This is a genomic window from Streptomyces lavendofoliae, assembly GCF_014649735.1.
Lineage (GTDB): Bacteria > Actinomycetota > Actinomycetes > Streptomycetales > Streptomycetaceae > Streptomyces > Streptomyces lavendofoliae.
On record NZ_BMTP01000021.1, the window covers coordinates 1 to 24,665 of the forward strand.

At 71.1% G+C, this 24,665-nt stretch carries 20 protein-coding genes and 4 pseudogenes; 9 read left to right on the forward strand and 15 right to left on the reverse strand.

What is annotated here, in order from left to right:
• From IE109_RS29355 to IE109_RS29375, 5 genes are all read right to left on the reverse strand, one after another.
• A partial coding sequence (locus tag IE109_RS29355) for a hypothetical protein (protein WP_189554403.1) occupies positions 1-304 on the reverse strand: 304 nt, incomplete at its 3' end.
• Positions 305-452: 148 nt separating this feature from the next.
• On the reverse strand, positions 453-1,571 hold the full coding sequence (locus IE109_RS29360; RefSeq protein WP_189554404.1) for a hypothetical protein: 1,119 nt from the start codon (positions 1,569-1,571) through the stop codon (positions 453-455).
• Between the two features lie 148 nt (positions 1,572-1,719).
• The gene (locus IE109_RS29365) at positions 1,720-2,349 is read right to left on the reverse strand and encodes an RICIN domain-containing protein (RefSeq protein WP_189554405.1); all 630 of its coding nucleotides are present in this window, start codon (positions 2,347-2,349) and stop codon (positions 1,720-1,722) included.
• 33 nt (positions 2,350-2,382) lie between these two features.
• Complete coding sequence (locus tag IE109_RS29370) at positions 2,383-3,015, reverse strand: RICIN domain-containing protein (RefSeq protein WP_189554406.1); 633 nt, start codon at positions 3,013-3,015, stop codon at positions 2,383-2,385.
• A gap of 87 nt (positions 3,016-3,102) precedes the next feature.
• Positions 3,103-4,680, reverse strand: coding sequence for an AbfB domain-containing protein (locus IE109_RS29375; protein ID WP_189554407.1), 1,578 nt, complete (start codon positions 4,678-4,680; stop codon positions 3,103-3,105).
• A 525-nt stretch (positions 4,681-5,205) separates the two neighbouring features.
• Between IE109_RS29375 and IE109_RS29380 the strand changes: the two are divergent.
• The 3 genes and pseudogenes from IE109_RS29380 to IE109_RS29390 all read left to right on the forward strand — a co-directional run bounded on the left by IE109_RS29380 (position 5,206) and on the right by IE109_RS29390 (position 8,352).
• A pseudogene (locus IE109_RS29380) lies at positions 5,206-5,765 on the forward strand (cysteine hydrolase family protein).
• A gap of 430 nt (positions 5,766-6,195) precedes the next feature.
• On the forward strand, positions 6,196-7,518 hold the full coding sequence (locus tag IE109_RS29385) for an aldehyde dehydrogenase family protein (RefSeq protein ID WP_189554408.1): 1,323 nt from the start codon (positions 6,196-6,198) through the stop codon (positions 7,516-7,518).
• 96 nt (positions 7,519-7,614) lie between these two features.
• Positions 7,615-8,352: an alpha/beta fold hydrolase gene (locus IE109_RS29390; RefSeq protein WP_229891695.1), complete on the forward strand. Its 738-nt coding sequence runs from the start codon at positions 7,615-7,617 to the stop codon at positions 8,350-8,352.
• 257 nt (positions 8,353-8,609) lie between these two features.
• Here IE109_RS29390 and IE109_RS29395 read toward each other — a convergent pair whose 3' ends face one another.
• The 3 genes from IE109_RS29395 to IE109_RS29405 form a co-directional block, all read right to left on the reverse strand.
• Entirely contained in the window at positions 8,610-9,050 is a 441-nt protein-coding gene (locus IE109_RS29395) for a VOC family protein (protein ID WP_189554410.1), read from the reverse strand.
• Positions 9,051-9,778: 728 nt separating this feature from the next.
• A complete protein-coding gene (locus tag IE109_RS29400; RefSeq protein ID WP_189554411.1) occupies positions 9,779-10,306 on the reverse strand; it encodes a hypothetical protein in 528 nt (175 codons plus the stop codon).
• Between the two features lie 634 nt (positions 10,307-10,940).
• A complete protein-coding gene (locus tag IE109_RS29405; RefSeq protein ID WP_189554461.1) occupies positions 10,941-11,486 on the reverse strand; it encodes an MOSC domain-containing protein in 546 nt (181 codons plus the stop codon).
• A 110-nt stretch (positions 11,487-11,596) separates the two neighbouring features.
• Here IE109_RS29405 and IE109_RS29410 point away from each other — a divergent pair, with 110 nt between their 5' ends.
• Complete coding sequence (locus IE109_RS29410) at positions 11,597-11,896, forward strand: EamA family transporter (protein WP_373297798.1); 300 nt, start codon at positions 11,597-11,599, stop codon at positions 11,894-11,896.
• A gap of 797 nt (positions 11,897-12,693) precedes the next feature.
• On the opposite strand, the pseudogene IE109_RS34210 reads toward IE109_RS29410, so the two are convergent.
• A pseudogene (locus IE109_RS34210) lies at positions 12,694-12,977 on the reverse strand (IS701 family transposase); the annotation flags it as partial.
• Positions 12,977-13,195: pseudogene (locus tag IE109_RS34145) on the reverse strand (IS701 family transposase); the annotation flags it as partial. The pseudogenes IE109_RS34145 and IE109_RS34210, both read right to left, overlap by 1 nt.
• Before the next feature lie 168 nt (positions 13,196-13,363).
• On the opposite strand from IE109_RS34145, the gene IE109_RS29415 reads away from it, so the two are divergent.
• Positions 13,364-13,768 carry a type II toxin-antitoxin system PemK/MazF family toxin gene (locus IE109_RS29415; protein ID WP_189554412.1) on the forward strand — a complete coding sequence of 135 codons (405 nt, stop codon included), beginning with the start codon at positions 13,364-13,366 and terminating at the stop codon, positions 13,766-13,768.
• A gap of 1,842 nt (positions 13,769-15,610) precedes the next feature.
• Here IE109_RS29415 and IE109_RS29420 read toward each other — a convergent pair.
• Positions 15,611-16,417, reverse strand: coding sequence for a hypothetical protein (locus IE109_RS29420; protein WP_189554413.1), 807 nt, complete (start codon positions 16,415-16,417; stop codon positions 15,611-15,613).
• Between the two features lie 271 nt (positions 16,418-16,688).
• Here IE109_RS29420 and IE109_RS29425 point away from each other — a divergent pair, with 271 nt between their 5' ends.
• A complete protein-coding gene (locus tag IE109_RS29425) occupies positions 16,689-17,915 on the forward strand; it encodes a cytochrome P450 (RefSeq protein WP_189554414.1) in 1,227 nt (408 codons plus the stop codon).
• A 239-nt stretch (positions 17,916-18,154) separates the two neighbouring features.
• Here IE109_RS29425 and IE109_RS33440 read toward each other — a convergent pair whose 3' ends face one another.
• Complete coding sequence (locus tag IE109_RS33440; protein ID WP_229891697.1) at positions 18,155-18,595, reverse strand: hypothetical protein; 441 nt, start codon at positions 18,593-18,595, stop codon at positions 18,155-18,157.
• A 176-nt stretch (positions 18,596-18,771) separates the two neighbouring features.
• Here IE109_RS33440 and IE109_RS29435 point away from each other — a divergent pair.
• Positions 18,772-19,398, forward strand: a pseudogene (locus IE109_RS29435) (hypothetical protein).
• Between the two features lie 447 nt (positions 19,399-19,845).
• Here the strand turns inward: IE109_RS29435 and IE109_RS29440 are convergent.
• On the reverse strand, positions 19,846-20,397 hold the full coding sequence (locus tag IE109_RS29440; RefSeq protein WP_189554415.1) for a hypothetical protein: 552 nt from the start codon (positions 20,395-20,397) through the stop codon (positions 19,846-19,848).
• Positions 20,398-20,546: 149 nt separating this feature from the next.
• On the opposite strand from IE109_RS29440, the gene IE109_RS33940 reads away from it, so the two are divergent.
• Positions 20,547-20,747: a PP2C family serine/threonine-protein phosphatase gene (locus tag IE109_RS33940; protein WP_308431409.1), complete on the forward strand. Its 201-nt coding sequence runs from the start codon at positions 20,547-20,549 to the stop codon at positions 20,745-20,747.
• 473 nt (positions 20,748-21,220) lie between these two features.
• On the opposite strand, the gene IE109_RS29450 is transcribed toward IE109_RS33940, so the two are convergent.
• Both IE109_RS29450 and IE109_RS29455 read right to left on the reverse strand, forming a co-directional pair.
• Positions 21,221-21,760: a MarR family winged helix-turn-helix transcriptional regulator gene (locus IE109_RS29450; protein WP_189554416.1), complete on the reverse strand. Its 540-nt coding sequence runs from the start codon at positions 21,758-21,760 to the stop codon at positions 21,221-21,223.
• 355 nt (positions 21,761-22,115) lie between these two features.
• Positions 22,116-22,502, reverse strand: a complete 387-nt coding sequence (locus IE109_RS29455) for an STAS domain-containing protein (protein WP_189554417.1) — start codon at positions 22,500-22,502, stop codon at positions 22,116-22,118.
• Between the two features lie 619 nt (positions 22,503-23,121).
• Here IE109_RS29455 and IE109_RS29460 point away from each other — a divergent pair.
• Complete coding sequence (locus tag IE109_RS29460) at positions 23,122-24,612, forward strand: PP2C family protein-serine/threonine phosphatase (protein ID WP_189554462.1); 1,491 nt, start codon at positions 23,122-23,124, stop codon at positions 24,610-24,612.
• Positions 24,613-24,665: the final 53 nt, after the last annotated feature.

Genomic DNA, 24,665 nt, shown 5'->3' on the forward strand with positions numbered 1-24,665 from the left:
CGAACTCCGCGAAGTCCTCCACCAGCTGCCGGTCCCGCTCGTCGCTGATCCGATCCAGCTCGGACGTGGCGGCGGGGGCCGGCGCGGTGCCGCTGCGCGGCTTCACCGCCTCCGCGAGTTGGTCCAGCGACTGCAGCGTCCGCGTCAGCGACACCTGCTCGTCGCGTACGGAGGTCGCGGCGGCGGCCTCGCCGGTGACGGTGCCGAGCACCGCCACGGCGATCGCCGCGGACACCGCCTTCCGTACGTGCGCGGCCACGCCTGCGCGCAGCCCTCCGGCCCTGGGCCGGATTCTTCCCCTCACGGGAATCCCCCTAGACGAATGATCGAAAAATCCCGCCCTGGTCATGGGCGGGTGGTCGTCGGCCGGTGCGCCGGCCGGCCCGGGGTTTCCCGGGCCGGCCGGCCCCGGTCACGGGCCGCCCGGGAGTCTCCCGGGTTCGGCCCCGGGCTCAGCCCCGGGTGCGGCTCTCGCCGTCCTGGGCGCGGTCGAACATGGACTTCCAGAACGCCGCCGCCTCGTCCGCCGCCTGCCGCTCCCCGGACCAGGCGGCCTCGTGATCGTCGGCGGTGCCGGAGACCGCCTGCCAGAGGCGTTCGGCGGACTCGCGGGACAGCTGGGCGACGGCCCGCCAGTTCTCCGCCTGAGCGGCGGCGGCGGCCTGTTCGGCCTGCCAGGCGCGCCGCGCGGCACCGGCGTGCTCGGACACGGCCTGCCAGGCGCGCTCGGCCTCGGCGCGTGCGCCGGCCGCGTCCGCCGCGCCGGCCACGGCCGCCTCGGCCGCCGTCGCCTCGGCTATCAGGCGGGTCAGCGTGTGGTGGCGTACCGCCTCCGCGTCGGCCACCCGGGTGCGGTAGGCCGTCAGGTCCAGCGTGGCGCCGGTGGCCCAGCCGTAGCCGAAGAACTCCGCCACGTCGTCGTCGGTGGCCCCCGGCCGCAGCGCCCACTGGGCCGCGACCCGCACCTGCTCGCCCGGGTCCCGCACACCGAGGGTGCGGACGAACTCGCGGTCGGCGGCGGCGACGTCCAGCCGCTGCTGCTCGCCGGCCTCGCGCGCGGCGCGGTCGCGGCGCTGGGCCTCGGCGTACCCGGTGGCCGCGAAGGCGGCCTGCTCGGCGACACCGCCCTTGAGCGCCCGCGTCGCGGCGGCCCGCACCTGCGGGGAGAACTCCACCGTGTGGGTGGCGATCACCCGCTCGCAGAAGGCCTTGTTCCGGGCACGGGTGTCCCGCGCTCGCTGCTTGGCGGCGTCGAAGCCGCCACCGGGGGCGAGCCACTCCAGGAGTGCCTGGTCCCCCCGGGTGCTGCGCAGGGCGTTCCACGCCGAGGTGCGGACCTCGGCGGCCGGGTGGGTCTTCGCCATCGACGTCACCCGCTTGCGGGCCTCCTCGACGGCGGCGGCCAGCTCGGGCGACAGCTGCTGCGCCGGTGCCTCCGCCGACAGGCCGGCCGGTACGGCGCCGGCCGCGGACGCCACCCGCTGCGGTGCGGCGGCCGGGGCGCCGGCACCGGCCCATGCCGGGACGCCGCCCGCCAGGGCGATCGCACCGGCCAGCGTGCCGACGGTCACCGCCCGCGCGCATCTCCACTGACGTCTCAACTCAAGGCCCCCCTCGGGAAGTGAAGTACGGTTCTCGGCCGCCGGGGCGGGGCCGCGGGTGCGGCTCCGCCCCTTCGCGGCGCTCAACGGGCGCACGTGGGCCCGCCGTCCGGCCGGCTCACGCGGCCGGCCGGACCTGCCACAGCTGGGCGACGGTGCGGTTGCAGGTGTAGAGCTGGACGTCGATGCCGTTGTCCTGCTTCTGGCTGGGCACGTCGACGCACATCTCATCGGCGTGCGCGGGCTGGAGCTCGTACAGCTTGCGCACCGGGTCGACCAGCATCATCCGCCAGCGCTGGTGATCGCCCTGGCCGCAGGTGAACTGCTGGACGGCCGCGCCGGGCTTGACGCTCTTGCCCTGGATCTCGAGGCACTTGCCGCTCTTGACGTTGCGCATCTCGAAGGTTCCGCCGCGCGCGGCGACGGCGGTCCACTTCTGGGAGTCGGTGCTGTTGCAGGCGTACTGCTGGACGTTGATGCCGTCCGTGGTCTTGCCGCCCTCGATCTCGAGGCACTTGCCACTGTGGGCGGCGGTGAAGGTGACCACCTGCTGGGCCGCCTTGAAGCGGGCGGCGGCCTCAGCCCGCGCCGCGGCGGCGACGGTCGCCGCCTCGCGCGCCGCCTCGGCCGCGGTGCCGGCGGCGGTGGGCGTGCCGGGGTCACCGTCGGCCTGGACGGCGGTGGCCGTACCGGCGAGGACGGCGACGGCCGCGCCGGCGGTCAGGACGGCCCGGATGATCCGAGACATGTGGGGATCCGTTTCTCTCGCGTGTACGGGGGCTCAGGCGGCCGTGACGGGGTGGACGCGCCACTGCTGGGCGGGCGTGCCGTTGCAGGCCCACAGCCGCGCGACCGCACCGTCCGCCTTGCTGGAGGACTCGATGTCCAGGCAGCGGCTGGCGTCGACCGGCGTGTGGGCGGGCCGCAGCTCGTACAGCTCGTCGGCGATGTCGACCATCACCAGGCGCCACTGCTGGTTCGGCTTCCCCACGCACCACCACTGCTGGACTACCGTGCCGGTCGTGGTTCCGGCGGCCTCCACGTCCAGGCACTTGCCGCTGTGCGCGAAGCGCAGCTCGAAGGTGCCGGCGCCGGTGGGGACCATGTCGATGCGCTGGTTCTCGGCGTCCGCGACGCAGGTCGACTGGACGCTGTTGACGCCGTTGCGGAGGCTGGCGTTGGGGGTCGTGAGGCACTTGTCGCTGTGGGCGGCCCTGAGCTGTACGGCCGGGAGCGAGGAGGCCGCGGTGGCGGCGGCCCTGGCGTCACGGGCGGCCACGGTGGCCGCGGACACGGTGGTGGCGGCGGGGGTCGGCTGGGGGCGCGCCTCGTCGGCGACGGCCACGGTCACGCCGCCGGCGAGCGCTGCGACACCGGCGGTCACGGCCAGGGCGGATCGGAGGATCCGGGACATGGGGTGCTTCCGTTCTTCTCAGGTCTGGGGGAGAGGACTCGGCGGAGGTGACCGGCGCGCGTACGGGAGCGGCCACCTCCCGCGCGGTCAGCGCGCGAGCGGGGTGACGATCTTCCAGGACGCGTCCTGGGCGAAGTCCTTCTCGACGTCGAAGCGGTTCTTGGCGCTCTTGTTCGCCACGTAGAGGTCGCCGTAGTACTCGCGCAGGAAGCGGCCCGGCTGGCCGGCCGACTCGAAGGAGGTGCCGGAGCCGCTCAGCCCCTTCTTGGCACACCAGGTGGCGTCCTTGCGGAACTGCGTGCTGTTGTCGCTCGCGGCCATCCTGACCCGCAGGTCCTTGTGCGTGAGGTAGTGGCCGAGCTTCCGGGCGGATTCGAAGGACCAGCAGCCGGGCTGGCCGTTGAGCGCGGGGACGACGATCCAGGTGCCGTCCTCCCGGTCGGTCTGCTTGGACGCGGCGGACAGCGGGGCGATGAACGCCTCCCCGGCGTCGGGCGCGGACTGGCGGACGTAGAAGCCCGGCGGCTTGCCGCTCGCCGGCTGGAAGGACTGGCGCTTGGCCCGGTGCTGCCCTTCCATGAGGAACCGTGCGACGTCCTCGTCGGTGCCGGCCAGGGCCTTCTTCGCGGCGGCGACCAGGTTGGGCTGGACGCCGGTCTTCTCGGCGGCGGCCTGGATCTGGAGAGCGAGGCGGCGGTTGGCCTCGGCGATCTGCTTGCGGCGCGCCTCGTCGTCCTTCTTGTACGCCTCCTCGGCACCGGTGTGGATGAACTGCTTCCACACGGCCGGGCCGGGGCTGAGGACCGCGCGCTGCGCCGCCGCGTAGAGCTCACTGCTCTTGGCGTCGGCCGGGGCGACGCGCAGCAGTTCGCGGATGAAGTTGTCGTCGCTGAGGGCGAGCATGGCCTCGGAGGGCGTGATGCGGAAGAGCGCGGCCGCGTTGGTGCGGGCGGCGATCTCCCGGCGGCGCTCGGCCTCCGCGCGGTCCTTCTCCTCCAGCTCCTTGAGTTCGTTGGCGACGTCGCGCTGGTGGGCCTCGCGGGCGCCGTTGGTGATGAACTCCTGCCAGGCGGCGGGCTCTCCGGCCAGGGCCGTCGCCGCGGCGGCGCGGACCTCGGGCCCGGCGGCCTCGTGGCGCATCACCGCGCGGATGAAGTTGTCGTCGCTCAGGTCCAGCAGGTCCGGGCTGTTCGGGATGCCGACGGCGATCAGCGCCTGGGACTTGGCCAGCCGCGCGGCGCGGGCGGCGTCGGCCTCGTCCTTCTCCCGCTGCTTGTCGACGGCGTACGCCTCGTGAATGCCGGTGACGATGAACTGGACGTGGTCGTCGGCCGATTCGCTGCTCATGGCGGCCTCGGCGGCCTGCCGCACCGCGTCGAAGGTCTCGCCGCCGTCGCGGGCCTTCTGCCACAGGGCGTGGATGAAGTCGTGGTCGCTGAGCAGCAGGACGTCCGGGCTCGGGTCCAGGCGGACGACGGCGGCGGCGTCGACGCGCTGCGTGTCGGTGGTGCCGATGCCGGCGGCCGCGGCCGGAGCGGCCGGTGGGGCGGCGATGGCGGCCTGCGGCGCGGCCACGGCGGCGACGGAGGCGACCGCGGTGACGGTCACGAGTCCGCGCGTGACGGCTCTCCGCACGCGGGCGGAGTTCGGGTTGCTGTTCTTCATTCGGGTTTCGGTCCCCCTGCTAGGTCCCGCACGCGGTTCCCGACGCGTGCCGGTGGTCGGGGCGCAGTCTTGAAGATCACCACAGGCGAGTCAAAGTGGAATTGACTGCTCCTGTCCGATCACCCGCCGATATGACGGCTGAACATGTCACTTGGCGTCAATCTTTGACTAAAAGGCGACTTGCGGGGACCGGAAAGGAACTCGCTAGTAACATTTCATCCAGGGGGTGACCGGGGAGTACGCCGACGCGCAGAGCCTGCGGCGCGCTACCGCCCCAGGTGGCACATGGCACGTTCGGTCCCGGCGTCTGACCGGAAGGCATCGGTCCGTATCTGTGCGGATCGTGTGAGGAAAATGTGGTCCGGTACACATCAACGAAGCCACCCTTCCCGATGCCTTATAATGCGCCGCCGGATCGGCCGCACTGTCGTGCGGCGCTCATGAGGATCATCGAAACCCGCATCGTGGCTCGGTTGGTCCCTCAGACTGGGCTCTTGTCACCCCCCGTGCAGAAGGGACGGCAAGATGGCGAACCGCGCGCTACTCGTGATGGACGTCCAGCGAGACATCGTCGGCGTCGCCGACGACGGATCCGGATACCTGCCACGCCTGCGCAGGGCGATCGACGGAGCCCGGGCGGCGAACATCCCCGTGATCTATGTGGTCATCGCGCTGCGGCCGGGGTTTCCTGAAGTCGGCAGCCGGAACAGGGCTCTTGCCGTCATCGCGCGGGAGGCTTATACGTCGAGGGCGACCCCGGCACCGAGATCCACCCTGCGGTCGCGCCCCGGCCCGGTGAGGTGGTGGTCGTCAAGAGGCGGGCGAGCGCGTTCTCGGGCAGCGATCTCGACGTGGTGCTGAGGGCCCGCGGTATCGACCACCTTGTGCTCACCGGCATCGCCACGAGCGCGGTGGTGCTGTACACCCTCTGTCAGGCGAACGACCTGGACTTCGGCCTCACCGTCCTGTCCGACGCCTGTCTGGACACCGACCCGGAGATTCACCGGGTCCTCGTCGAGCGGTTGTTCCCGCAGTGGGCGGATGTCGTCGGCGTCGACGCCTGGCTGAAGGGGATCGCCCCCTGACAGCGGCAGACCAAGGGGACGAAACCTTACGGTGTCGGGCTGGCTCCCCGGCGACGACGAGAAGATGCACCTCCCGGACTGTCGCCGAGCACCCGCATCCCGAACCACTCGCCGCTCCGCGTCGGCGGTCCTGCGCTCGCTGTCCGCCCTCCCATCAGTGCAGGTCGGGACGCTGCCGTGGCTGCTCATGATGCTCACAGGGGCGCCGATGGCGCTCGCGGGTTCGCCGCCGGTCGCACGTCTGATTGCGGCTGTGGCCGAACGGTCCCGGCTGCCCTCCACCCCCTGTAGTCCGGCGGGAATGTATTTTGGTGCCTGAAAGGTTGCTATATACATCGAGCTGCGAGCTCGGCCGCCCCGCCCGACCGAGGACGGGGCGAGTCACCACCGCCCCGGGCCACCGGCCCGCGCACCACCCAGCGAGGCACCCGTGAACCACCCCGCCCCCGAGCAGCCCGCCGCCACCGTGGCCCGCCTGCGGGAGACCTTCCGTACCGGCCGTACCAAGCCCGTGGAGTGGCGCACCGCCCAGCTGCGCCGACTGCGCGACCTGCTCACCGAGAACGGGCCCGAGCTGGCCGCCGCACTCCACGCCGACCTGGGCAAGAGCAGCACCGAGGCGCACCGCACGGAGATCGACTTCACCGTGCGCGAGATCGACCACACCCTCGCCCATCTCGCCGACTGGCTGCGCCCCGAGCCCGCGCCGGTCCCGGCCCACCTCGGCGCGGACGCCGGCGCCTGGACGCAGTACGACCCGCTCGGTGTCGTCCTCGTCATCGCCCCCTGGAACTACCCGGCCCAGCTGCTGCTCACCCCCATGATCGGCGCGCTCGCCGCGGGCAACGCCGTGGTCGCCAAGCCCAGCGAGCTGGCCCCCGCCACCTCCGCCGTGCTGGCCCGTCTCCTCACCGCCTATCTGGACACCGAGGCGGTCGCCGTCGTCGAGGGCGGCGTCGCGGAGACCACGGCCCTGCTCGCCGAGCGATTCGACCACATCTTCTACACCGGCAACGGCACCGTCGGCCGGATCGTGATGCGTGCCGCCGCCGAACACCTCACGCCGGTCACGCTGGAACTCGGCGGCAAGTCCCCGGCGTTCGTCGACCGCGGCACCGACCTGGACGTCGTCGCCGACCGGCTGGTCCGCGGCAAGTTCCTCAACGCCGGCCAGACCTGCGTCGCCCCGGACTACGTGCTCACCGACCCGGCGACCGCCGCCGCGCTGGAGCCGGCCCTGACCCGCGCCGTCGAAGCGCTGTTCGGCACCGACCCCGCGGCCTCGCCCGAATACGGCCGGATCGTCAACGAGCGCCACTTCGACCGGCTCACCGGCCTCCTCGGGTCGGGGCGCGTGGTCGTCGGCGGCGGCAGCGACCGCACGGCGAAGTACATCGCACCGACAGTCCTCGCCGACGTCGTCCCCGAGGCGCCCGTGATGCGGGAGGAGATCTTCGGTCCGATCCTGCCGATCGTCACCGTGCCCGGCCTCGACGAGGCGATCGACTTCGTCAACGACCGCGACAAGCCGCTCGCCCTTTATGTCTTCGCCGAGTCCGACGCCACCCGGAGCCGCTTCGCCGCCGAGACCTCTTCCGGCGCCCTCGGCCACGGCCTCCCGCTCGCCCACCTGACCGTTTCCGACCTGCCGTTCGGCGGCGTCGGCGAGTCCGGCACGGGCAGCTACCACGGCCGCTACTCGATCGAGACGTTCAGCCACCGCAAGGCGGTCCTGGAGAAGCCGCTGTCCTGACCCGGGGAACGGGTTGCACCATCGCGGTGGCCGGTTGGTGACGATGTACGGGACGCGGGCAGCCGTGGCTGACCGTGCGCCGCTATGCTCGCCTCCGTGGGCGAAATCGTGGTGCTGCGCGATGGCTCGGGGCCGGAGGTTCTGCTGGTGCACGGCGGTGCCGGCCCACGGACGACGTGGGGCGCCCTGGCTCCACTGGCGGACCGGTGGACGCTGGCGTACGTCCATCGCCGCGGCTATCCGCCGAGTCCGCCACCGCGAAAGCGTCAGGACTTCGAGGTGGACGCCCAGGACCTGGCACCGCTGCTCGTCGGCCGCCCACACGTGGTGGCCCACTCATACGGCGTCCTGGGGACGTTGATCGCGACGGCTGCCGCGCCGGGCGGCGTACGCTCGCTCACCTTGATCGAGCCGCCGCTCACCCACCTCGTCCCTGACGATCCCGCGGTGGCACGGCTCGAGCGCATCGGCGATGCGGTCCTCACCCACGGGATGGACACGGACCCGGCCGAACTGCGCGAGTTCCTCCGGCTCGCGGGCGCGCCCATCGCCGACGGGCCGCTCCCCGAGGGCGTGGTCGCCGGCGTTCGGCGGGCACACGGGAGTCGGCCGACCAGCGAGGCGCGCCCACGGCTCCACACGATCCGGGACGCCGGCGTCCCGGTGCTGGTCGCGTCCGGGGACCACTCGGCCGCGCTCGAGCGGATCTGCGACGCTCTCGCGGACGCTCTCGCGGGCCGGCGCAGTGTGCGTCCGGGGGCTGGTCACTTCGTCGCCGCTGCACCGGGCTTCGCCGAAGAGCTTGAGACCTTCCTGCGCAGCAGCGTCGCGTAGCGAGTTCCTCCTGGCACCGGGGACGGTGCCGCCCCGACACGACTCGGCCGGCCGTACGCCTCCGCCGTCAGCCGCGACCGGAAGACGTTCGCGGGGTGCAGCGGGAAGTGGACCGCCGCTCCGGACCGACGCGGGGACGCGCACCGGCCCGGTGCCGCCCGGCCGGGTACGGCGTGTGCTCACGCACCGCCGGCGGGAATCCGGCTGCCCGGGTCGTCGCCGCCCGCCCGGCGCCGCGCCTCGGTGAACTCGCGGGATCAGCCCGTTCGTTCGGCCAGGGCCAGGATGATGCCCGAGGGGCCGCGGAGGTAGCAGAGCCGGTAGATGTCCTTGTACCGCGCCACCTCGCCGATGAGTTCCGCGCCGTGGAGGCGCAGGCGGGCGATGGTGTCGTCGATGTCGTCGACGGCGAACATGACCCGGTGCAGGCCCAGCGTGTTCGGCGGCGTGTTCTGCGATCCGCCGCCGATCGCCGCTGGGTGGTGATACTGCGCGAGCTCGAGCCTGCCGTGGCCGTCCGGGGTCCGCATCATCGCGATGTCGCTGCGGACTCCGTCGAGTCCGACGGCCTGGTCCGCGAAGAGGCCCTCGATCTGAGCCGTGCCCTCGGTCTCCAAGCCCAGCTCGGTGAAGAAGGCGACGGCGGCGTCCAGGTCCTCGACGACGATGCCGACGTTGTCCATCCGCTGAAGTGCCATGGCGGTTCTCCCTCTGCGTCGTGCGGCCCTTCGCAGCCACAGCCACCGGTATACCGAGGACGGAGCCGGCGACCCGTTCTCGACACCCGTGAACGGGCTGGGCTTCGGAGAGCCGCTTCCGGCCCGCCCTGGGGGTGCCCCGCCCGCCATGCCGTCATCGGTGACGGCCCCCGCCGTGGTGCCCCTGCTGCGGCTGCCCGGCCGCCGCCGCTGCCGAATCGCCGTCGTACCACCGGCGCCCGAGGGCGCCCGGCGTCCCCCCGTCGGCGAGACCTGTGGCTGGCCCACCGGTCTTGGCCGCTGCGCCCCTGCCTCTTGCCGTGACGCCTCCTGACCGCTGTCCGGTCGCGCGTCCGCGGGCCGGGGGTGGCCGCTGGTGCTTCTTCGGGAGCACTGGAGGCGGTTGGCCCCGCCACTGGGGGGGATGGGTGGCGGGGCCGTCCTGCTCGGAAGGGGGAGCCGAGCTGCCACGTTTCCTGTTGCCCGGGGTCTGAGACTGTATGCCTGGATGCGGCGTGCGCCCGCCGACGGCTGCCGAGCAGGCCGCAAGTCCGGCCTGCTGCGCCGTACGGCGAGTATCGCCATGTCATGCCCGGCGGCCGGTCGTGCCACGGCTCCCGGGTCTGTCACGTCCGCCAGAGCTGCAAGTGGCGCCGACGACCCCCTCGACTTCTCCGCCATCGCCGCGACCCTCACCTGTCACCGCGCACCGACCAGCTGCGTGCCGCTTACAGTTGGTCCCCCCTGTCGGGTGATTTCGGGGGATGTGGACCGCCACCGTCCTTGACGTCCTGCTCGCAGGTTCTCCCGTCGTAGGACTGGTCATTGGGGATCAGCAGCACTCCGGCAACCCGCTCAGGGTGCTCCACGTCGAGCCAGTCGTCGCCTGTGGGGTCGCCGTTCGGCCCGAACGCCCGCGACGAATGGACCGTCAGGCATCCCAACGCCACGCGTTTCCTGTCGACTGCGCATGCGTGCACTGCGGGGTCGGATCTCTCGTCGGCGCCATCGAATCGGAAGCGGAAGTGGACGCGGTCACCTTCGGAGGGCACCTGGGGGTGGGGCTGGAGGCGCCAGCCGACCACCTCGGCGGTGACGCCGAGAGGCTGCCCGTACGTGTTCTCGACCTGCACCCTGACACCGGCCTCACCGCGCTCAGCGGTCGTGTCGGTGCAGCCCCAGTGGGAGGAGCAGCCGGACAGGGCGAGAAGCGCCGCCGCCAGGGGGGCACCGGCGAGTATCCGTACGCGGAACACTCAGGTGACCTCCAGTCAGGGCGAAGCGCACAGTGTATCCGGGGTGCGGCAGCCGCCGGAGGCCGGCGACGACCCGTCTCCGACGGCGACCGCACCTTCGTCCGCCGATCGCCACCGGCCTCATCGACTACCGACGACCTACCAGCTGCGCCGGGCAGGGGAGGGCCGCGACACCCGCCATTTCGGGGCTTGCCGCCGGCGCTCGACCGGCATGTCCTCAGGTCACGTTCAGGCGGAGGTTCCGGCTGGTGCCGTGCGCTGGTCCGGGTCAATGCCCCCGGCCCCGTCGCCTCGTGGCGCCGGACCGTGCGAGGGGCGGCATGGGCCGCCGGCACACGCACCGCATCCCCCGGCCGATCCGGTGCCACGCGCCACCCCGTGCCCCAGGCCCCTTGTACCGGTGCGGCGTTGCTCGCGCGGCGGGTGGCGGCGACCAGCCGCATGACCTGAAGTGCGGACGGTCCGGTATCTGCCGGGGCGACCGGGAACGAGGTCGCCGTAGTGCTCGTTCAGCGGCTGGGCCTGCCCGCCGAGCGGTGGGTCCGACCGGGTGCGCGCCGACCGCGCCCCGACGATCGGCGTCCGGTCCCCACGCGGGTGCTCGTCGAGCCGCTTTCCGCGGAGCGTCCCGGCCTCAGACCCGTTCCAGCGGCCGGTGAGGACCGGGTGGCAACTCAACCCGGATCGGATCCTGAGGATGGACGATGCCGGCATGACAGACCAACGCCATGATGCCGGACTTGAAGGTGAAGTCCCCCGAGACCGGGTCCAGGGCGAACATCTCTCCCAGCAGCCCGGGACGGAAGTCGTTGATCTTGGCGCACGGATTGCGCAGGCCCGTCACCTCGACCACTGCCTCTGCTCCGAGGTGGAGCAACGCCCCGGTGGGGAGCCCCAGAAGGTCGACGCCCCGGGTGGTGATGTTCTCGCCGAGCCTGCCCGCCGACACGTCGTACCCCTTGAGCGCGAGCTCGTCGAACAGCTCCTCGTGCATCAGGTGCACCTGGCGCAGGTTCGGCTGGTCCGGCTCGTAGGTCATGCGGAACTGGTGGCGTATGGTCTTGCCGGCGTGGACGTCCCCTTCGATGCCCAGCCCCGCGATCAAGTTGACCGACGTACGGTTGGGTTTACTGAACGAGTACGTCGCATTGCTGCTCACCGCCGTCACCCGGCCGGTCATCTCTCCGCCCCCCGCGCTCCGCCTCTGTGCCGCGCCGATCATAACGGCACGGTGCCGGTCCGCCCCGGCCCCGCCGTACCGTTATCGCCCGGCCGCCGCCGGCCGGCCAGCTGGCGGCGCCGGGCCGCCCGGGTCCTGTCCCTCCAGCGCTCCGAGCGGCCCGGAAGGCGTACGCGCTCGCACGGACGCCGGCCGGGAAGCTCGGCGCGACCACTTACGCCGTCCCGGCCATCGTCGTTCTGCTGAGCTGGATCCTTCTCGGCCAAGTCCGGGCCTGGCTGAGCCTGCTGGGCGGCCTGCTCTGCCTGACCGGGGTGGCCATCTCCCGCTATCGCGGCCGAGCCCAGCGGGTCCCCTCGGCGCGAGCGGTTGCGCCCACGCCCCAACCTGTCGACACACGGGGGCGGTAGAGCCTCCCGAACGCCGTCGCAGCCGCCCGCGAGGCCCTGACCGCTGCTTGCCTGGCCGGGGATGCAAGCGCCATGAGGACCACTCCTCGGCACGGAAGACCCGGCCGCCCTTGCTGTGCCACCTGGCGCGGTGCTGCGGGGCCCCCATGGCTGTCCTGACGCTGGCGCTTGTGCGTCCGGGGCCGGCTGCGGGCTACCGCCCCACTGCGCCGCACCCGGGAGACCTGCTGCCGTGCTGCTGCGCGAGGCGCTCGTGGACCGCGACCGGCAACCGGACGGGAAAACTCGCAGGATCCAGCCTCACGAGCACCGCCCGCCTCGTGCGAATGCGGCGGGAAATGCTTCCGCGAAATGGAGGGGAAACTTGAAGACGACATTTATTGAAATATCTACCGGGTTCTCCAGTGGGGCGCTGCGTCGTCCAGGAGTACGGTGGGAAGCGGAAGTTAATCAGGGTAACGCCTGTAATCCGGGCCCATGAGGAGATCCCCGTGAAAATCAAGCGTTCAATAACTGTCCTGTTCGCCAGTGTCGTACTCGCCTTCGGTGGGGCCGCACTCGGTGCTGCCCCGGCGTCAGCCGGAGGCGGCGGCGGAAGCTGTCAGATCGGAGCCTCGGCCGGTGGGGGCGCGGTCGTGGGTGGGGGCGGCGCCGCTGCCGGAGGCTGGGCACAGGTCGGCTGCAAGTGAGCAGCGGCCGGGCTGCGCGGTAATCCACGGGTGGTCGTGCAAGAGGGGTTGGAAATCCCCTCTGGCGGCCACTTCGGCATTTAGTACTCCAGCCGTAGATCGTCCTCTTCAAGCCTGAGTGGCTTGTGGACGGTAGTGGCCGGCCTGGGATCGGGCTGGTGGCGGCGCCGCCAGTCGGACCAACCGAGCCGGGTGGGCGGCGTCGTGGACGGGTCGGACAACGAGTGTGCTGGATCTCGTTGCGGGTGAGCGGAATGAGGGCATCCGGGGCGGGTGTGCTCGGCTGCGCGTACGACGGTGAGGTAGGCGTGCGCGAGCATGGCGAGGGTGGCCCGGCGGGACCAGGAGGCATAGCGGCGGATCTGGCGCTCGTCGAGTGCGGCCAGGCCCTGAGGTGGTCCACCACGTAGTCACACATCGTCGCGGACCCGGTCGGCGTCCCACTTGGCCGCCCCAGCAGATGGCGCATGCCGTCCGGGGTCCTCCCCCCGGCCCATTCGGCGATGGTCCAGCAGTTCTCGCGCGGCAGGCCCGACGGCGGTGAGAGCACCAACTTCCCGGCCCGGAACCGGGGTTCGTTCTCTGTGAACCGTCCCGCTATCCGGCTCATCAGGTCCTCGAACACCTCCTGTCAGCGGGCAGGGTCTACGCTGTGACCTACGGCCCCCGCGTGATCGTTTGTCTTCACACGCCGATGATCAACGGGTGGCCGCACCCGTCTCCACAGCGCGTCGGGGTCGCGCAGCGTCCGCCCGCCGCCTGTGTGTCAGGAGGACATGTGCAACGTGGCGAAGTCTGGTGGGTGGAGTTCGACGAGCGGCGGCCGGTCGTGCTGCTGTCGGGAGACGACGCGTCCGGGATCCGGGTGATGCAGGTCGTCGCTCGGGCGGGTGTCGACATCACCGGTCTGGGCGTCGAAGTGGCAGTAGGCGCCGTGGAAGGACTGCCCTTTGAAGGCGTGCTTCGGTTCGCGTTGCCGCGTCCGGGCTTCACCCCGTGCACGTGGCTGACCACCGTGTCCCGGGACGACCTGATCGAGCGGGCGGGCGCCCTGTCCTCCGCGAAACTCAGCGAGATCGAGAACGCCCTCCGTCTCGGTGAGCAGGCGAAGGAGTGGACCCCGGCTGCGACCGCGAAACTCAGCGAGATGAGGAACGCCCTCCGTCTCGGTGGACTGGGGTAGGCGGAGGAGGAATAGAACGCCCGCGACGGCATGGGTCTCGTCCAGATGATCGACGCGGCCAGGTGCCTCCTCGACGCCCTCACGATCGAGATCACGAACTACGGCTGGAGTATCAGGAAAGTCCCCGCCAGAGCAAGCCGACCACCCGTCTACGCAGCGAGCCGTCCCGCCCCCGACCGGGTGGCCCGTCCGTGTCCTCCGGAGTCAGTCGGCGCGGCAGCCCAACGACGGTCGCTGCCCGACTACTGGCGCGCAGCGCCCCAGCCGTGTTTCCACCGTCCGTTCGTCGCCCATAAGGACTGGCCTCTGACTCAGGCCGCCTGGCCGCGTCAGGTCGCGCGCTGGGCTCCAGCCGCCGTACCCCGCCGCTCCGGGCGCCGCTTCGGCCCCTGCGGCGGCCCTGGTCCCGGCCGACACCGGCCCCACCGGCGCCTACCCCTCCCGTGCCCTCGGCATGTGATGCCCGGCCAGGACCGCTGGGTGGCTCAGCCGACGGCCGCCTTGCGGAGTTGGGCCACTCCAAGTGGCGCGCGCCCTCCAGCAGGTCCGCCGACCGCGTATGTCCGGATGCGTTCGGCCGGGGCAGGGCGCTGGGCCATCGGTCGTACCCGCCGGTGATCGCCCACCCTAGACGCCCGCAGGCCGCCAACTAATGCGCGCGTGCAGCGGAGTTGGTGGAGGGAACGGATCGGAACGGAACGGCAATTGTCCGTGGGAACATGCTGTGGGGATCGGAGGTGGCGAACCGAACGTCCTCATAGCGTGTCACCAGCCAGGCATGCCCAGACCCATAGGTCAACTCGATCCGGGGCGACCGGCTTCTAGTGCAGGACGTCGTCGAGGAGCGGGTCGGGCGCGAAGCCGGGCGGATCCCCGACCGGCCAGAACCTGACTGGGGAGCCGGCGTTTCTATGGCGGAGTCCAAGGCCATCGCTCACCGTTTCCGAGTACCGTTGGAGGCATGGACCTGCCTCTGTGAATTCCAACGGCGTCACCAGGTTCCGTGTTCTTCACCGACGACCTCGCTGGAAGTCCTTCCCTCCTTCCGCCGCGGGGTCCGCAGCGCGACAGGACTCTTCAGCACGTCCTTTTGGCGAGTAGGTTTCTGCCCCCGTCCGCTCTCATTCACCTGACCTGGTTCCCCTTCCCTGCTCTGCTGTTCAGGCGATCGCGATGACCGTTCGTCTACGCTCATGACTCTCTTGCCATTCCTGGTGTTGTGTCGAATACGTCGCGGTCGGCCAAGGAAACGCCCACACCACCGGCTCCATCGCCTCCGCCACGAGAACGGCCGGCGGCAACCCGGCCCGACTCCCCATCGAACAGCGCACTGAATCAATGCGGCGGCGCCGACCTTCGGCCCGACGCGGACCGGCCCTGGAGGTAGGGGGAGCCCGCTGCCTGGTACCGCCGGGTGGGCAAGAGCTCAGGGAACCGGTGCCGCCCTCAAGGCCCGTCAGTCGCCGGAGGGCGGCGCAAGGCAGAGAAAGGCGGGACTGCGGAGCACGTCAGGAGGGACTGCGGATGTGCGGCAGCGTTCAGCAGCTCACGCTCCGTCACCCTCGTCTCCGGGTCGTCCGGCAACGTGTCAAGGTCGTCCATGTCGCTGGTGGCGGCCGTCTCGCCGTCCTTCCGGGTTCACGACCCGCTTCCCGTGGTGAGTCTGCGCGGACTGTGCGTGGACCTCTTTCCCGACAGCATGGCGATACCGCCTGACCTGGCAGAAAGTCGCCACTGGCCTGCCCGGCGCCCGAACGAACCCGGTTTGCCCGCCGCGTGCCGCCTGTGGCGGCACGCCAGGGAGGACCGCTTCCGGTCAACGGATTCTGCGGAGCCCGTTCCTCACGGGCAATTGGCGATGGTGCTGCGGGCGCGTTCGGGCGCGGCGTGTGCGGCCTTGCAGTCGTCGGTCCCGAGGCCGCCGTCGACGACGCCCCAGCCCGGTCCGGCCGACAGGACGGTGTTGCCGGTGCCTCGGACGATGTCCTCTCCAGGTCCGCCCTGGATGGTGCCGCCGGCCTCCGGGCCGACCGCTTTGGCTTCGATGAGGTCATCTTCCGAGCCGCCGACCACCCGGCCGCCGAAGTCGATGGTTCCGCTGGTGATGCGGTCGTACCCGTCGTTGCCGAAGACCTGGCCGCCACCGCGCTCGTGTTCGCCGGGGGTGCCGTGAACACTGCCGACCGTGATCCGGTCGTCGCCCATGTCGCCGTACACCGCGGCTCCCTGGTCGCTCGTTCCCCTCACCGTCGCGACGATGAGGGTGTCGTCGCCCGCGTTGCCGCGGACGGTCGCGGAACCGTTGCGTGGCAGGAGGTGGCTGGTCTGGATGGTGTCCCTGCCGTCGCCGCCGAGGACCTGGGAGTCGATGATCAGGCCCTTCACGCGGATGTTGTCGTTGCCGCCCGCTCCCCAGACCGTGACGTTGTTGATGTCGTTCTCACACTCGATCGTGTCGTTTCGCGCAGTTCCCCGGACCATGTCACCGGGGGGAGCGGACACTCCGTTGACCGTGCACTGGTGGCTGGGCAACGCGTTGCGTTCGGCAGCCGCCGTGGAGCCGGTGATGGCGGTCAGTGAGGTGACGACGAGCGAGGTGGCGACCAGGCCGCTCGCGGCCGTGCGGTTCTTGCGAAATGTCTTGAGCATCTGGGTCTCCTGTTCGAGCTCCTGCCGACGAGCCCCTTCCTCCCCCGCGCACGGCAGCTCCCGCACCAGCTTGGCGCGGCGTCACCCGGCCGATCAAAAAAGTGTGTTTTTCAACCGGCCGACAGGGGTCCGGGATGCCCGAGCACGCGCCGCCTCACGAAATTGCCCGCTCCTCCGATCAGGCTGGTTCGCCGGACAAGTGGTCACCTCGCGCGCTTCAGCGGGAACACATGGCTCCGACCGATCACCGTGAACGAAGAGGACCACCAGGATGACGGACACAACCACCGCAGCGGACCGAACACCCCCCGCACGGTTCTGGGCGCTCGACGACCTGCGGGGCCTGGAATTCGACCCTCTGCTGGCCGAACTGTTGCGCGATGAGCCCGTGGCGCGCATCCGGCTGCCCCACGGCGACGGGGAGGCCTGGCTCGTCACACGGTACGAGGACGTCAGGATGGTCACCTCCGATCCGCGCTTCAGCCGCAGCGCGCTGGTTCACCGCCGGCGGACGGCCACCCGGATGACCGGACACACGGTCGCCTCGCACGCCGGGCTGAACTATGCCGATCCACCGGATCACACCCGGATGAAGAAGATCGTCGCCAAGGTCTTCACCTTGCAGAGCATGAAGCGGCTGCGGCCCCTGGCGCAGGCGACCGCTGACCGTCTGCTCGACGAGGTGGAACTGCACGGCGCCCCGGCAGACCTCATGGCCCTCTTCCATGGGCCCTTCCCCCTTGCCGTGGTCAGCGATCTGATCGGCGTTCCGGAGGAGGAGAGGCCACGGCTGGCTGCCTGGCCCGACCTGGTTCTGTCGGCCGGACCAGGCCCGGAGACCAGCCGACAGGCCAAGGCTCAGCTGACCGCCTACATCCTCGAGCTGTTGCAGCGCCGCCGCCGCGAACCCCGCGAGGACCTGGCTACGGTGCTCGCCGAGGCGATGGACAGCGGCGAGATGAGCGAGGAAGAGGCAGTCTCCGTCACCACCGCGATCCAGGTCAGCGCCGCCCACGCGGTCCGCAACAACAGCGCCAACATGGTGTACGCCCTCCTCACGCACCCTGAACACCTCGCTCGGCTCCGCGCCGAACCGCAAGCGATCCCCCGGGCGGTTGACGAGCTGCTGCGCTACATCCCGCACCGCAACGGGGTGGGCCTGCCACGGGTCGCCGTAGAGGACACCAAGGTCGGCGACGTCGTGATCCGCGCCGGTGAGGTGGTGTATGCGTCGTATCTCGCCGCCAACTGGGATCCGCAGGTCTTTCCCCACCCGGACACCATCGACTTCGACCGGCCGCCCATGGCCCACATGGCCTTCGGGCACGGCGTGCACCACTGCATCGGCGCCTCGCTTGCCCGCATGGAACTGGAAATGATCGTCTCCAGCCTGCTGAACCGGTTCCCCGGCCTGCGTCTGGCCGTAGAGCCTCAGGAGATGATCTGGCAGCGCAAGGGGCTGATCCGTGGCCCGCAAACCCTCCCGGTCGCCTGGTAGACCGCACACCGGCCGCCCCGACGGACGCACCTCCCGATGAGCTTCGGACCGGAAGGCCGGCGGAGGGCGGAAGAGCAGCCGTCTTACCCGGCTCGTTACGGCACCCGAACCCCATCCTCGGCCGAAGGCGGGCCGCGACATCGACGACGACCCGCCGGGGCTCCGCCGGGTGCGTCTCATTGATCAGCTCCCTGTCCTGTCACGACGCGCTGAACGCCGGCAGGGTTCGTCGTCACTCCTCAGCCATAGGGTCCCCAGCGGCATTCCCGGGGGTCGTACGCGTACCGGGGCAGGCCCGATGGCGCTGGTGCGGAACGGGCGGCCGTCGTCGTCGATGCGCACAGTGCCCTTGCGGCCCTGGGAGGACCAGTCCAGCTCCGGTACCAGCGGCAGCCGCACGAGCGGGGTTGTGCCGAGACCCGGTAGGGCATGCGCACGGCCGGGATCGGCGTGCCGGAGTCGTTCCCGGCGGCCGCGCGGGCGATGGGGCGGTCCTTGTCCAGGTCCGCGGCGAAGTACCGGGGAGTGAGCGAGCCGCCGCAGCCCTGGTCCATGGCGTAGGCGCTGCCCCCGGCCGGCGCCGTACGGCCGACCACGCGCACGCCCAGCACCTCCAGCACGACGGCCGTGTCGTTGCGCCCCTGCACCGACAGCCGCACGAACGTCTCGCCGCCGTGCACCGCGCTCCGCGTCGCCGCCCAGGGGGGCGCCGCGTCCTGCGGGGCCGGGGGAGGGGGGACCTGCCCCGGCGGCTTGGCGATGACGTGGTCGTAACCGCAACCGGCTGCCAGGCACGAGAGTTGACGGACCAGGTGAGCGGCAATCCGGGCGGGCTGGCCGCCGCCGGCCGGGGCGGATGTCGCGCCGGGCGGGCGAGAGGTGCCCGGCTTCCTCCTCGGGGTGGCGGAGCCCGAAGGCCGCAGCGGGCACGGTTCTCACGGCACCGGCCGCCGGCGCCGCGCCGAAGGCCGCCGGCTCCGAGTTCCTGTCGGCGTCCCAGATGCCGCCGCACCCGACGTCGTCCCGGACCGCCGGGCCGGTCACCGATCCCGGAGCAACTCGGCTTCCGCGTGAGCACGGAGGGTGTGCCCGCCTACGACTACCGGCACCGGGCGTTCCGGACCGACCTGGAAACCAGCGCCGTACAGCTGACCGTCGTGGCGGGCACGGCCGCCCAGGCCGAGGCCTTGGCGAAGCACTACGACGACCTGATCCGCATCTGCGCCGACCGCATAGAGGAGTCCTCGCCCGACGTCGAGGCCGGGGGCCGGGACTACGGCAGGCTGCCGGTCGAGGAGGGCGCCCGCGTCCGCGGCCTGCACACCGAGACGTCCTGGGGCCCCACCGACATCGCCCTGCTGTGGGTCGGGTGGGACGGCAGGACCGTCACCGTCGCGGAGTGGGGACAGATGGGCGACTTCGGGAACGCGCCGTGGCCGCCTTCAAGCAGACCACGAGCGCGGCAGTCGCCAAGCTGTGCTGACCGGGCGGCCACCGGAAGAGGCCGGGGCCGTCCTCCCGCCACAGGGGCGGAAGGCCCCACTGATCGATCAGGCCCCGGGCGGGACCGTCGTACTTCGGCCACGTTCCCCCGGGCACCACTCCTGGGGGACCGCCGCCCTCGGCCCTTCGCCGCCGCGTACGGGGATTCGCAGCCGGCCACCGGCACATCGTCCGATCTCCGGCCGTCTCCGGCCGCCAGGTTCAGCCCCGCCTGCGTTTCCGTGGCGAACGGCAGGATGTTGACCGGCGGCCAAGGGCCGGCCCATACGGAGCGGTGACCTGCCCCGCCCAGCAGCGCGGTGGCGACACAGCATCCGCACGGCAGCAGGACAACGGCGGGGTGGACCAACGTGCGCGGGGCCTGCTCTGACCGGCTCACCTCGCGGCGATCCGAATACTGCTCCGGGCATGAGCCGGCGGGCGGCCCCTATCGCTGCCAAAGGAAGGCGGCCTCGCTACAGGGGCGGCAGTGGAAGACGTAGCCGAGGCCGCCTCCGCCGAAGTTGGCGGAGGTGGCGAAGTCGGCTCCCTCTTCGAATTCGGCCGTGAAGGACATGGGGGCGCCGCAGGAGGGACAGCCGGGAGTCTCGTCACCTTGGAGCCAGTCGGGTTCGCCACCCAGTCGGCCCAGCACCGGCTCCGCGGTCGGGGTGTCGGCGGGGTGGGGGCGCAGGGCGGTCACCGCACCGAGCAGCGTCTCTCCGTCGGCGGGGACGGTGGCCGCCGACAGCCGACCTTCGAACACAAACGCGCGGTTGGCACCGGCGGTGGCGTCCCAGTCGTCGCACAGGCCCGGGTTGTTCTGGCAGAGGAAGACAGCGATCACGCCCGGATCGAGGGGCAGATGAGCGAAGAACAGCATGGCCCCGCCGCATTCGCGGCACCTCGGCCAGACGAACCCGTCCGGGACGAGGGGCACTCCCCCCGTGCGCAGTTCGGGAGCGTCAGCTACGGCCTTCCCGCCGTGTATCAGCAGCATGGACAAAGCCTAGGCGCAGCCTTTCCCCACTCCGACCGGGGGACCGGGCACTGCCGGGCCACACTGATCGTCGCGGAGCGGGCCACCGATCTCCACCTCCAGGCCCGCCGCCGCGAGAGGCTGACCCCGGCAGCGTAGATGCAGGGGCAATGCTGCCGGGCCGCGGCCTCGCCCGGCAGGAGTACACCCTCGGCGCCACCTGGAGCCGGCGTACGACTTCAGTGGCGACAACGGATCACGGCATCACCGCGGCCCTTCTGACGAACCTCACCGTCAACGCGCTGCGCAACGCGCGCCGTGCCGGCGTTTCCCTGGAGGAGCAGGCGTATCTCGCCGATCAGGCCGTCTAGGAGTACGAAGGCAGGCGCTCCGCACCGACCCTCCTGCTGCGCTTCGACCTGGTCACCGGCCGAGCGCACGCCGTCGACGCCGGTTCTCCGCAGTTGTTCCGCCTGCGGCACGGCATGGTGCAACGTGTTGTCTTCGATGCACAGATGCCGCTGGGGATGTTCGAGGATTCCGAGACCTGGTCAGTAGCGGCGTGCACGGGTCGGCCTCGCACGACGACGGCGCCGCTTTCGGTGAGCGGGGCCCTGAGGGAGACCATCGCTGCGGCCGGCAGGTCCCGCCCGTACGACGCGGCGCGTGCCGTCGTCGACGGGCTGACGCAGCACCACTCCGGGGAACTGCCTGCTGACGCGGCGGTCGTGTGCCTGGACCGGTGGGGAAGGCAGAGGCACCCGGAGGGATAGCGTTCAGGGGGCTGCGCCCGCCTCGTCCACCTCATGGGGCGGCTGGGCGCGGCAGCCGCCCGATGCGACCGTCATCGTGCCTGGCGCAGCGCACCGTCCACTGGGGGATCAGAGAATTTCCGGCCTTCGGGGGTGGCCGACACGGCGCGTGCGAAGGCGGTGAGCCCGCTGAGAAGCTCCCCGCGCCGATCGGCGGCCATGCCGACGAGAATGTCGTGGATCGCCCGCGTGCGCTGGTCCAGCAGTGCGTCCACGGCCTCGTGACCTCGTCGGGTCAGGAACAGACAGATCTCCCGCCGGCTGGCGGGCTGCACCTCCCGGCGCAGTAGTCCCGCTGCTTCCAGCCGGTCGCACAGTCTGCTTGTCGCGGGCATGGTCGTGCCGACCTGTTCGGCGAGGTGTGTGAGGTTGACACCGGGGGAGCGTTGCGCGCTCACCAGCGCCTGCCACTGGAGAGCGGACAACCTCGGTGGCGCTGTGGCGCGCGTGGCGCCCGACCACGTGGTTACCAGGGCTTCCGTAGCTTCCGCCACCATGCGGGCCACGTCGTACAGAGGTTCATCGGACGACGCCGGATATCTCACTGAGCCGCCGCTTTCGCACGTATGCATGTCTTCCTCACAAATGTACGCGCCAGAAGCGGTGAGGAAAGCGTCTTCGGCGCACTCTTTCCGGCAGCGGTGGACTTGGCTCCCCGAGCGGGTCGGGGAACTCTCCGCATTCAGCCGACGGAGCGGGTCAGCGCGGGTCAGCGGCCTGGCGGACGACGCCCGGAAGCTCTCCTCGTCGGGCGGCTCATCTCAGGCCCGCCCTGGACGCGTCCGTCCGTCAACGTGCCGCCGGCGGAACGACGCCGCTGGGCACAGGAGAATCTCTCGCCGAGGGAGGACGCCGGGCGAGCTGGAGCCCAGGACGCCCGGAGGGGGCGGGGTCGCGTCGGTGCGGACCTCCCGCCATGGCTGCCGACTACGTCGCCGGGGCGGCGCAGGACCCGTGCCCTACGGTTCGACCGGTGACCCGCCGACCGGGCGGCACCTCGCCGGCATCGTCGGCCGCGGCGAGCAGTTCGTAGGCTCCGGTGATGTGCAGCAGGTCGGACGGCTGCTCCTGAAGCCCGACCACCTCCAGGCGACCGGCCTCCGACTGCATGCGGCGGCGTAGACGCAGCAGCAGATTCAGACCGCTGGAGTCCATGAAGCTCACCCCTGACAGGTCCAGGCGCAGGGTGCCGCCGAAGGGGGCGACGAGGGCGGCCTCATCGACCGCCGGTGCGGTCACCATGTCCACTTCCCCGACGACTTCGATCAGCGTCAGATCGGGATGATGTTCGACGGTTACGGTGAAAGCGTGCACGGTCCGCCCCCTAAGCCAAGGGGTCGAGCCCAAAACGGCGGATTCCGGAGGGCCGGCGCCGTCAAGCGTGCGGCATACGGCCGCACACAGCCGAGTAAGGCGCCCGTACCGCGCCCCGGCCACTGAAGTGGCCCAGCAAGGACGGCTCGGGATCTCCCACCAGACCAGGCTGGCGTCCTCCCAGCATGGCACAGAACGCTTGCCCCCCGTCAACTATCGGCCCACTCACCGCCTGTGGGGTCGGGGACGGTGTGGCGGCGATTGGGCCGAGTCGCGGATGCAGAGACTCCTGAATCCCGGTTACGAGGACGCGAGGGCTTCCGAATCGCCGTTACGGCGGGCCGTCAGCGTGTCGAGAACGCGCTGCCTCGTGCGACATGCCCGCCTTGCATCATCCCTCCGACTTCGGGAACACTCTTACCAGAAAGCAATAGTTGTCCTGAGTGAAGATTGAGGGCCCCGCGAGGGAATCCGCACCGTGCGAAATGATCAGCGAGGTCCGTCAAGTCCCGTAGAGGACTCCACCATCGGTGCGCGGGACCAGGTGGCGGCCGGCGCCGCGTTGATCATCAGCGCTGACGGCCTGGTCGTCGAGCGTAACGCGGCGGCGGCAGCCCTGATGCCCGAAATCGTCGTCGGTGAGACGGCGACGGGAGGTCTGCCCGCATGGCTGACCGCCTCTGCACCCGGTGACGTGCGGGGGTGGATCGGCGACCGGTCCTTCGTCGCGCACCGCCTTGCGCTCCAGGGCGGGTTCACCCGCTGGTGGCTGGTGGACGACACCGACCACGGCCTCGCACTCCGGCAGCTGACCGCAGAACGGGAACATACGCGGTTCCTCATAGAGGCGTCCACCTCCCTGCTGTCCACCCTGAATCCGGAGCGGTGCATGGAGGTCACGGCCCGCCTGGCGGCGAAGCATCTCGCCGATGCCGCCGTCGTTGTCGCTCCGGTGGCAGGCCGCCGGCTACCGATGGTCCTGTGCACCGACGGTGAGCGCGTGGAGCATCGGTCCATGCCGCGCGATCCCGCGACGGTGCCCGGACTGGCAGAGGCGCTGCGCGGTTTTCCACCCCTCCCGTCCCGCTGGATAGACCCCGCCTCGGCGCCGGAGTGGGTCGTCCCCGAGGGCTTCGGCGCTGTCGGTTCACTGGTCGTCATGCCGCTGCCCGGTCCGGGAGTACCGGCCGGCGCTCTGCTGCTCTTGCGCTCGAGCGGGGGTACAACCTTCAGCGACAGCGAGGAGGAGTGTGCCGTGCTGTTCGCCACCCGGGCCGGCGCGGCGCTGTCCGCAGCGCGACTCTACGCCGAGCAGGCGGCGATCACCGACGTCCTCATGCGCGATCTTCTTCCTCCGCAGTTGCCGAAGCTCGAGGGCGTGGAGATGGCTGCGGGCTATCGAACCTCGGGGGACGGTGAACGGGTGGGAGGGGACTTCTACGACATTCACCACACCGACGGCGAAGTGGGCTCCGGGCCCGGTGCGCTGGTGGTGCTTGGCGATGTGTGCGGCAAGGGCCTGGAAGCCGCGGTCCTCACCGGCAAGATCCGCAACACCCTGCACGCGCTGCTGCCGATGGCGGACGATCATCACCGGATGCTGACGCTGCTCAACCGAGCGCTGCTCACCTCCCACCACACCCGGTTCGCCACCATGGTCCTGGCTTCGGTCACCCGATCCGGAGGCGGAGCACGGTTGCGGTTGACCAGCGCCGGCCATCCGGCTCCGCTGATCGTCCGTCACGACGGCACCGTGGAGGAGACCGACACTCGCGGCTCGCTCATCGGTGTCCTGCCCACGCTCACCTCCAGGACCACCGAGGTCACCTTGGCGCCGGGGGAGACCTGCCTGCTGTTCACCGATGGCATCCCTGAGGCGAAGGGAGGCCCCATGGGGGACGAGCTGTTCGGTGAAGCCCGCCTCGAACGAGCCCTGGCACAGTGCGCGGGCATGCCCGCTGCGGCAGTCGTCGAGCGTGTCCAGATGCTCGCCTCCGAGTGGGTCGGCGACGGCAAGCACGACGACATGGCCCTGGTGGCGATCACCGCCCCCGGCGGCACTCACCTGACAGCAGTGGACGGAACCACGCCAGGCAGGTACACAGGATGACCGCTCCGACGTCCGTTCACTGGTTGCCGGACGATCCGGCGGACAGTTCGCCG

Excerpts from the sequence above, each read along its gene's own strand:
- IE109_RS29365 (WP_189554405.1), bottom strand. The coding sequence starts at position 2,349 with ATGTCTCGGATCATCCGGGCCGTCCTGACCGCCGGCGCGGCCGTCGCC.
- IE109_RS29370 (WP_189554406.1), bottom strand. The coding sequence starts at position 3,015 with ATGTCCCGGATCCTCCGATCCGCCCTGGCCGTGACCGCCGGTGTCGCA.
- IE109_RS29375 (WP_189554407.1), bottom strand. The coding sequence starts at position 4,680 with ATGAAGAACAGCAACCCGAACTCCGCCCGCGTGCGGAGAGCCGTCACG.
- IE109_RS29395 (WP_189554410.1), bottom strand. The coding sequence starts at position 9,050 with ATGGCACTTCAGCGGATGGACAACGTCGGCATCGTCGTCGAGGACCTG.
- IE109_RS29405 (WP_189554461.1), bottom strand. The coding sequence starts at position 11,486 with ATGACCGGCCGGGTGACGGCGGTGAGCAGCAATGCGACGTACTCGTTC.
- IE109_RS29420 (WP_189554413.1), bottom strand. The coding sequence starts at position 16,417 with ATGCTCAAGACATTTCGCAAGAACCGCACGGCCGCGAGCGGCCTGGTC.
- IE109_RS29425 (WP_189554414.1), top strand. The coding sequence starts at position 16,689 with ATGACGGACACAACCACCGCAGCGGACCGAACACCCCCCGCACGGTTC.
- IE109_RS29440 (WP_189554415.1), bottom strand. The coding sequence starts at position 20,397 with ATGCTGCTGATACACGGCGGGAAGGCCGTAGCTGACGCTCCCGAACTG.
- IE109_RS33940 (WP_308431409.1), top strand. The coding sequence starts at position 20,547 with ATGCTGCCGGGCCGCGGCCTCGCCCGGCAGGAGTACACCCTCGGCGCC.
- IE109_RS29450 (WP_189554416.1), bottom strand. The coding sequence starts at position 21,760 with ATGCATACGTGCGAAAGCGGCGGCTCAGTGAGATATCCGGCGTCGTCC.
- IE109_RS29460 (WP_189554462.1), top strand. The coding sequence starts at position 23,122 with ATGCCCGAAATCGTCGTCGGTGAGACGGCGACGGGAGGTCTGCCCGCA.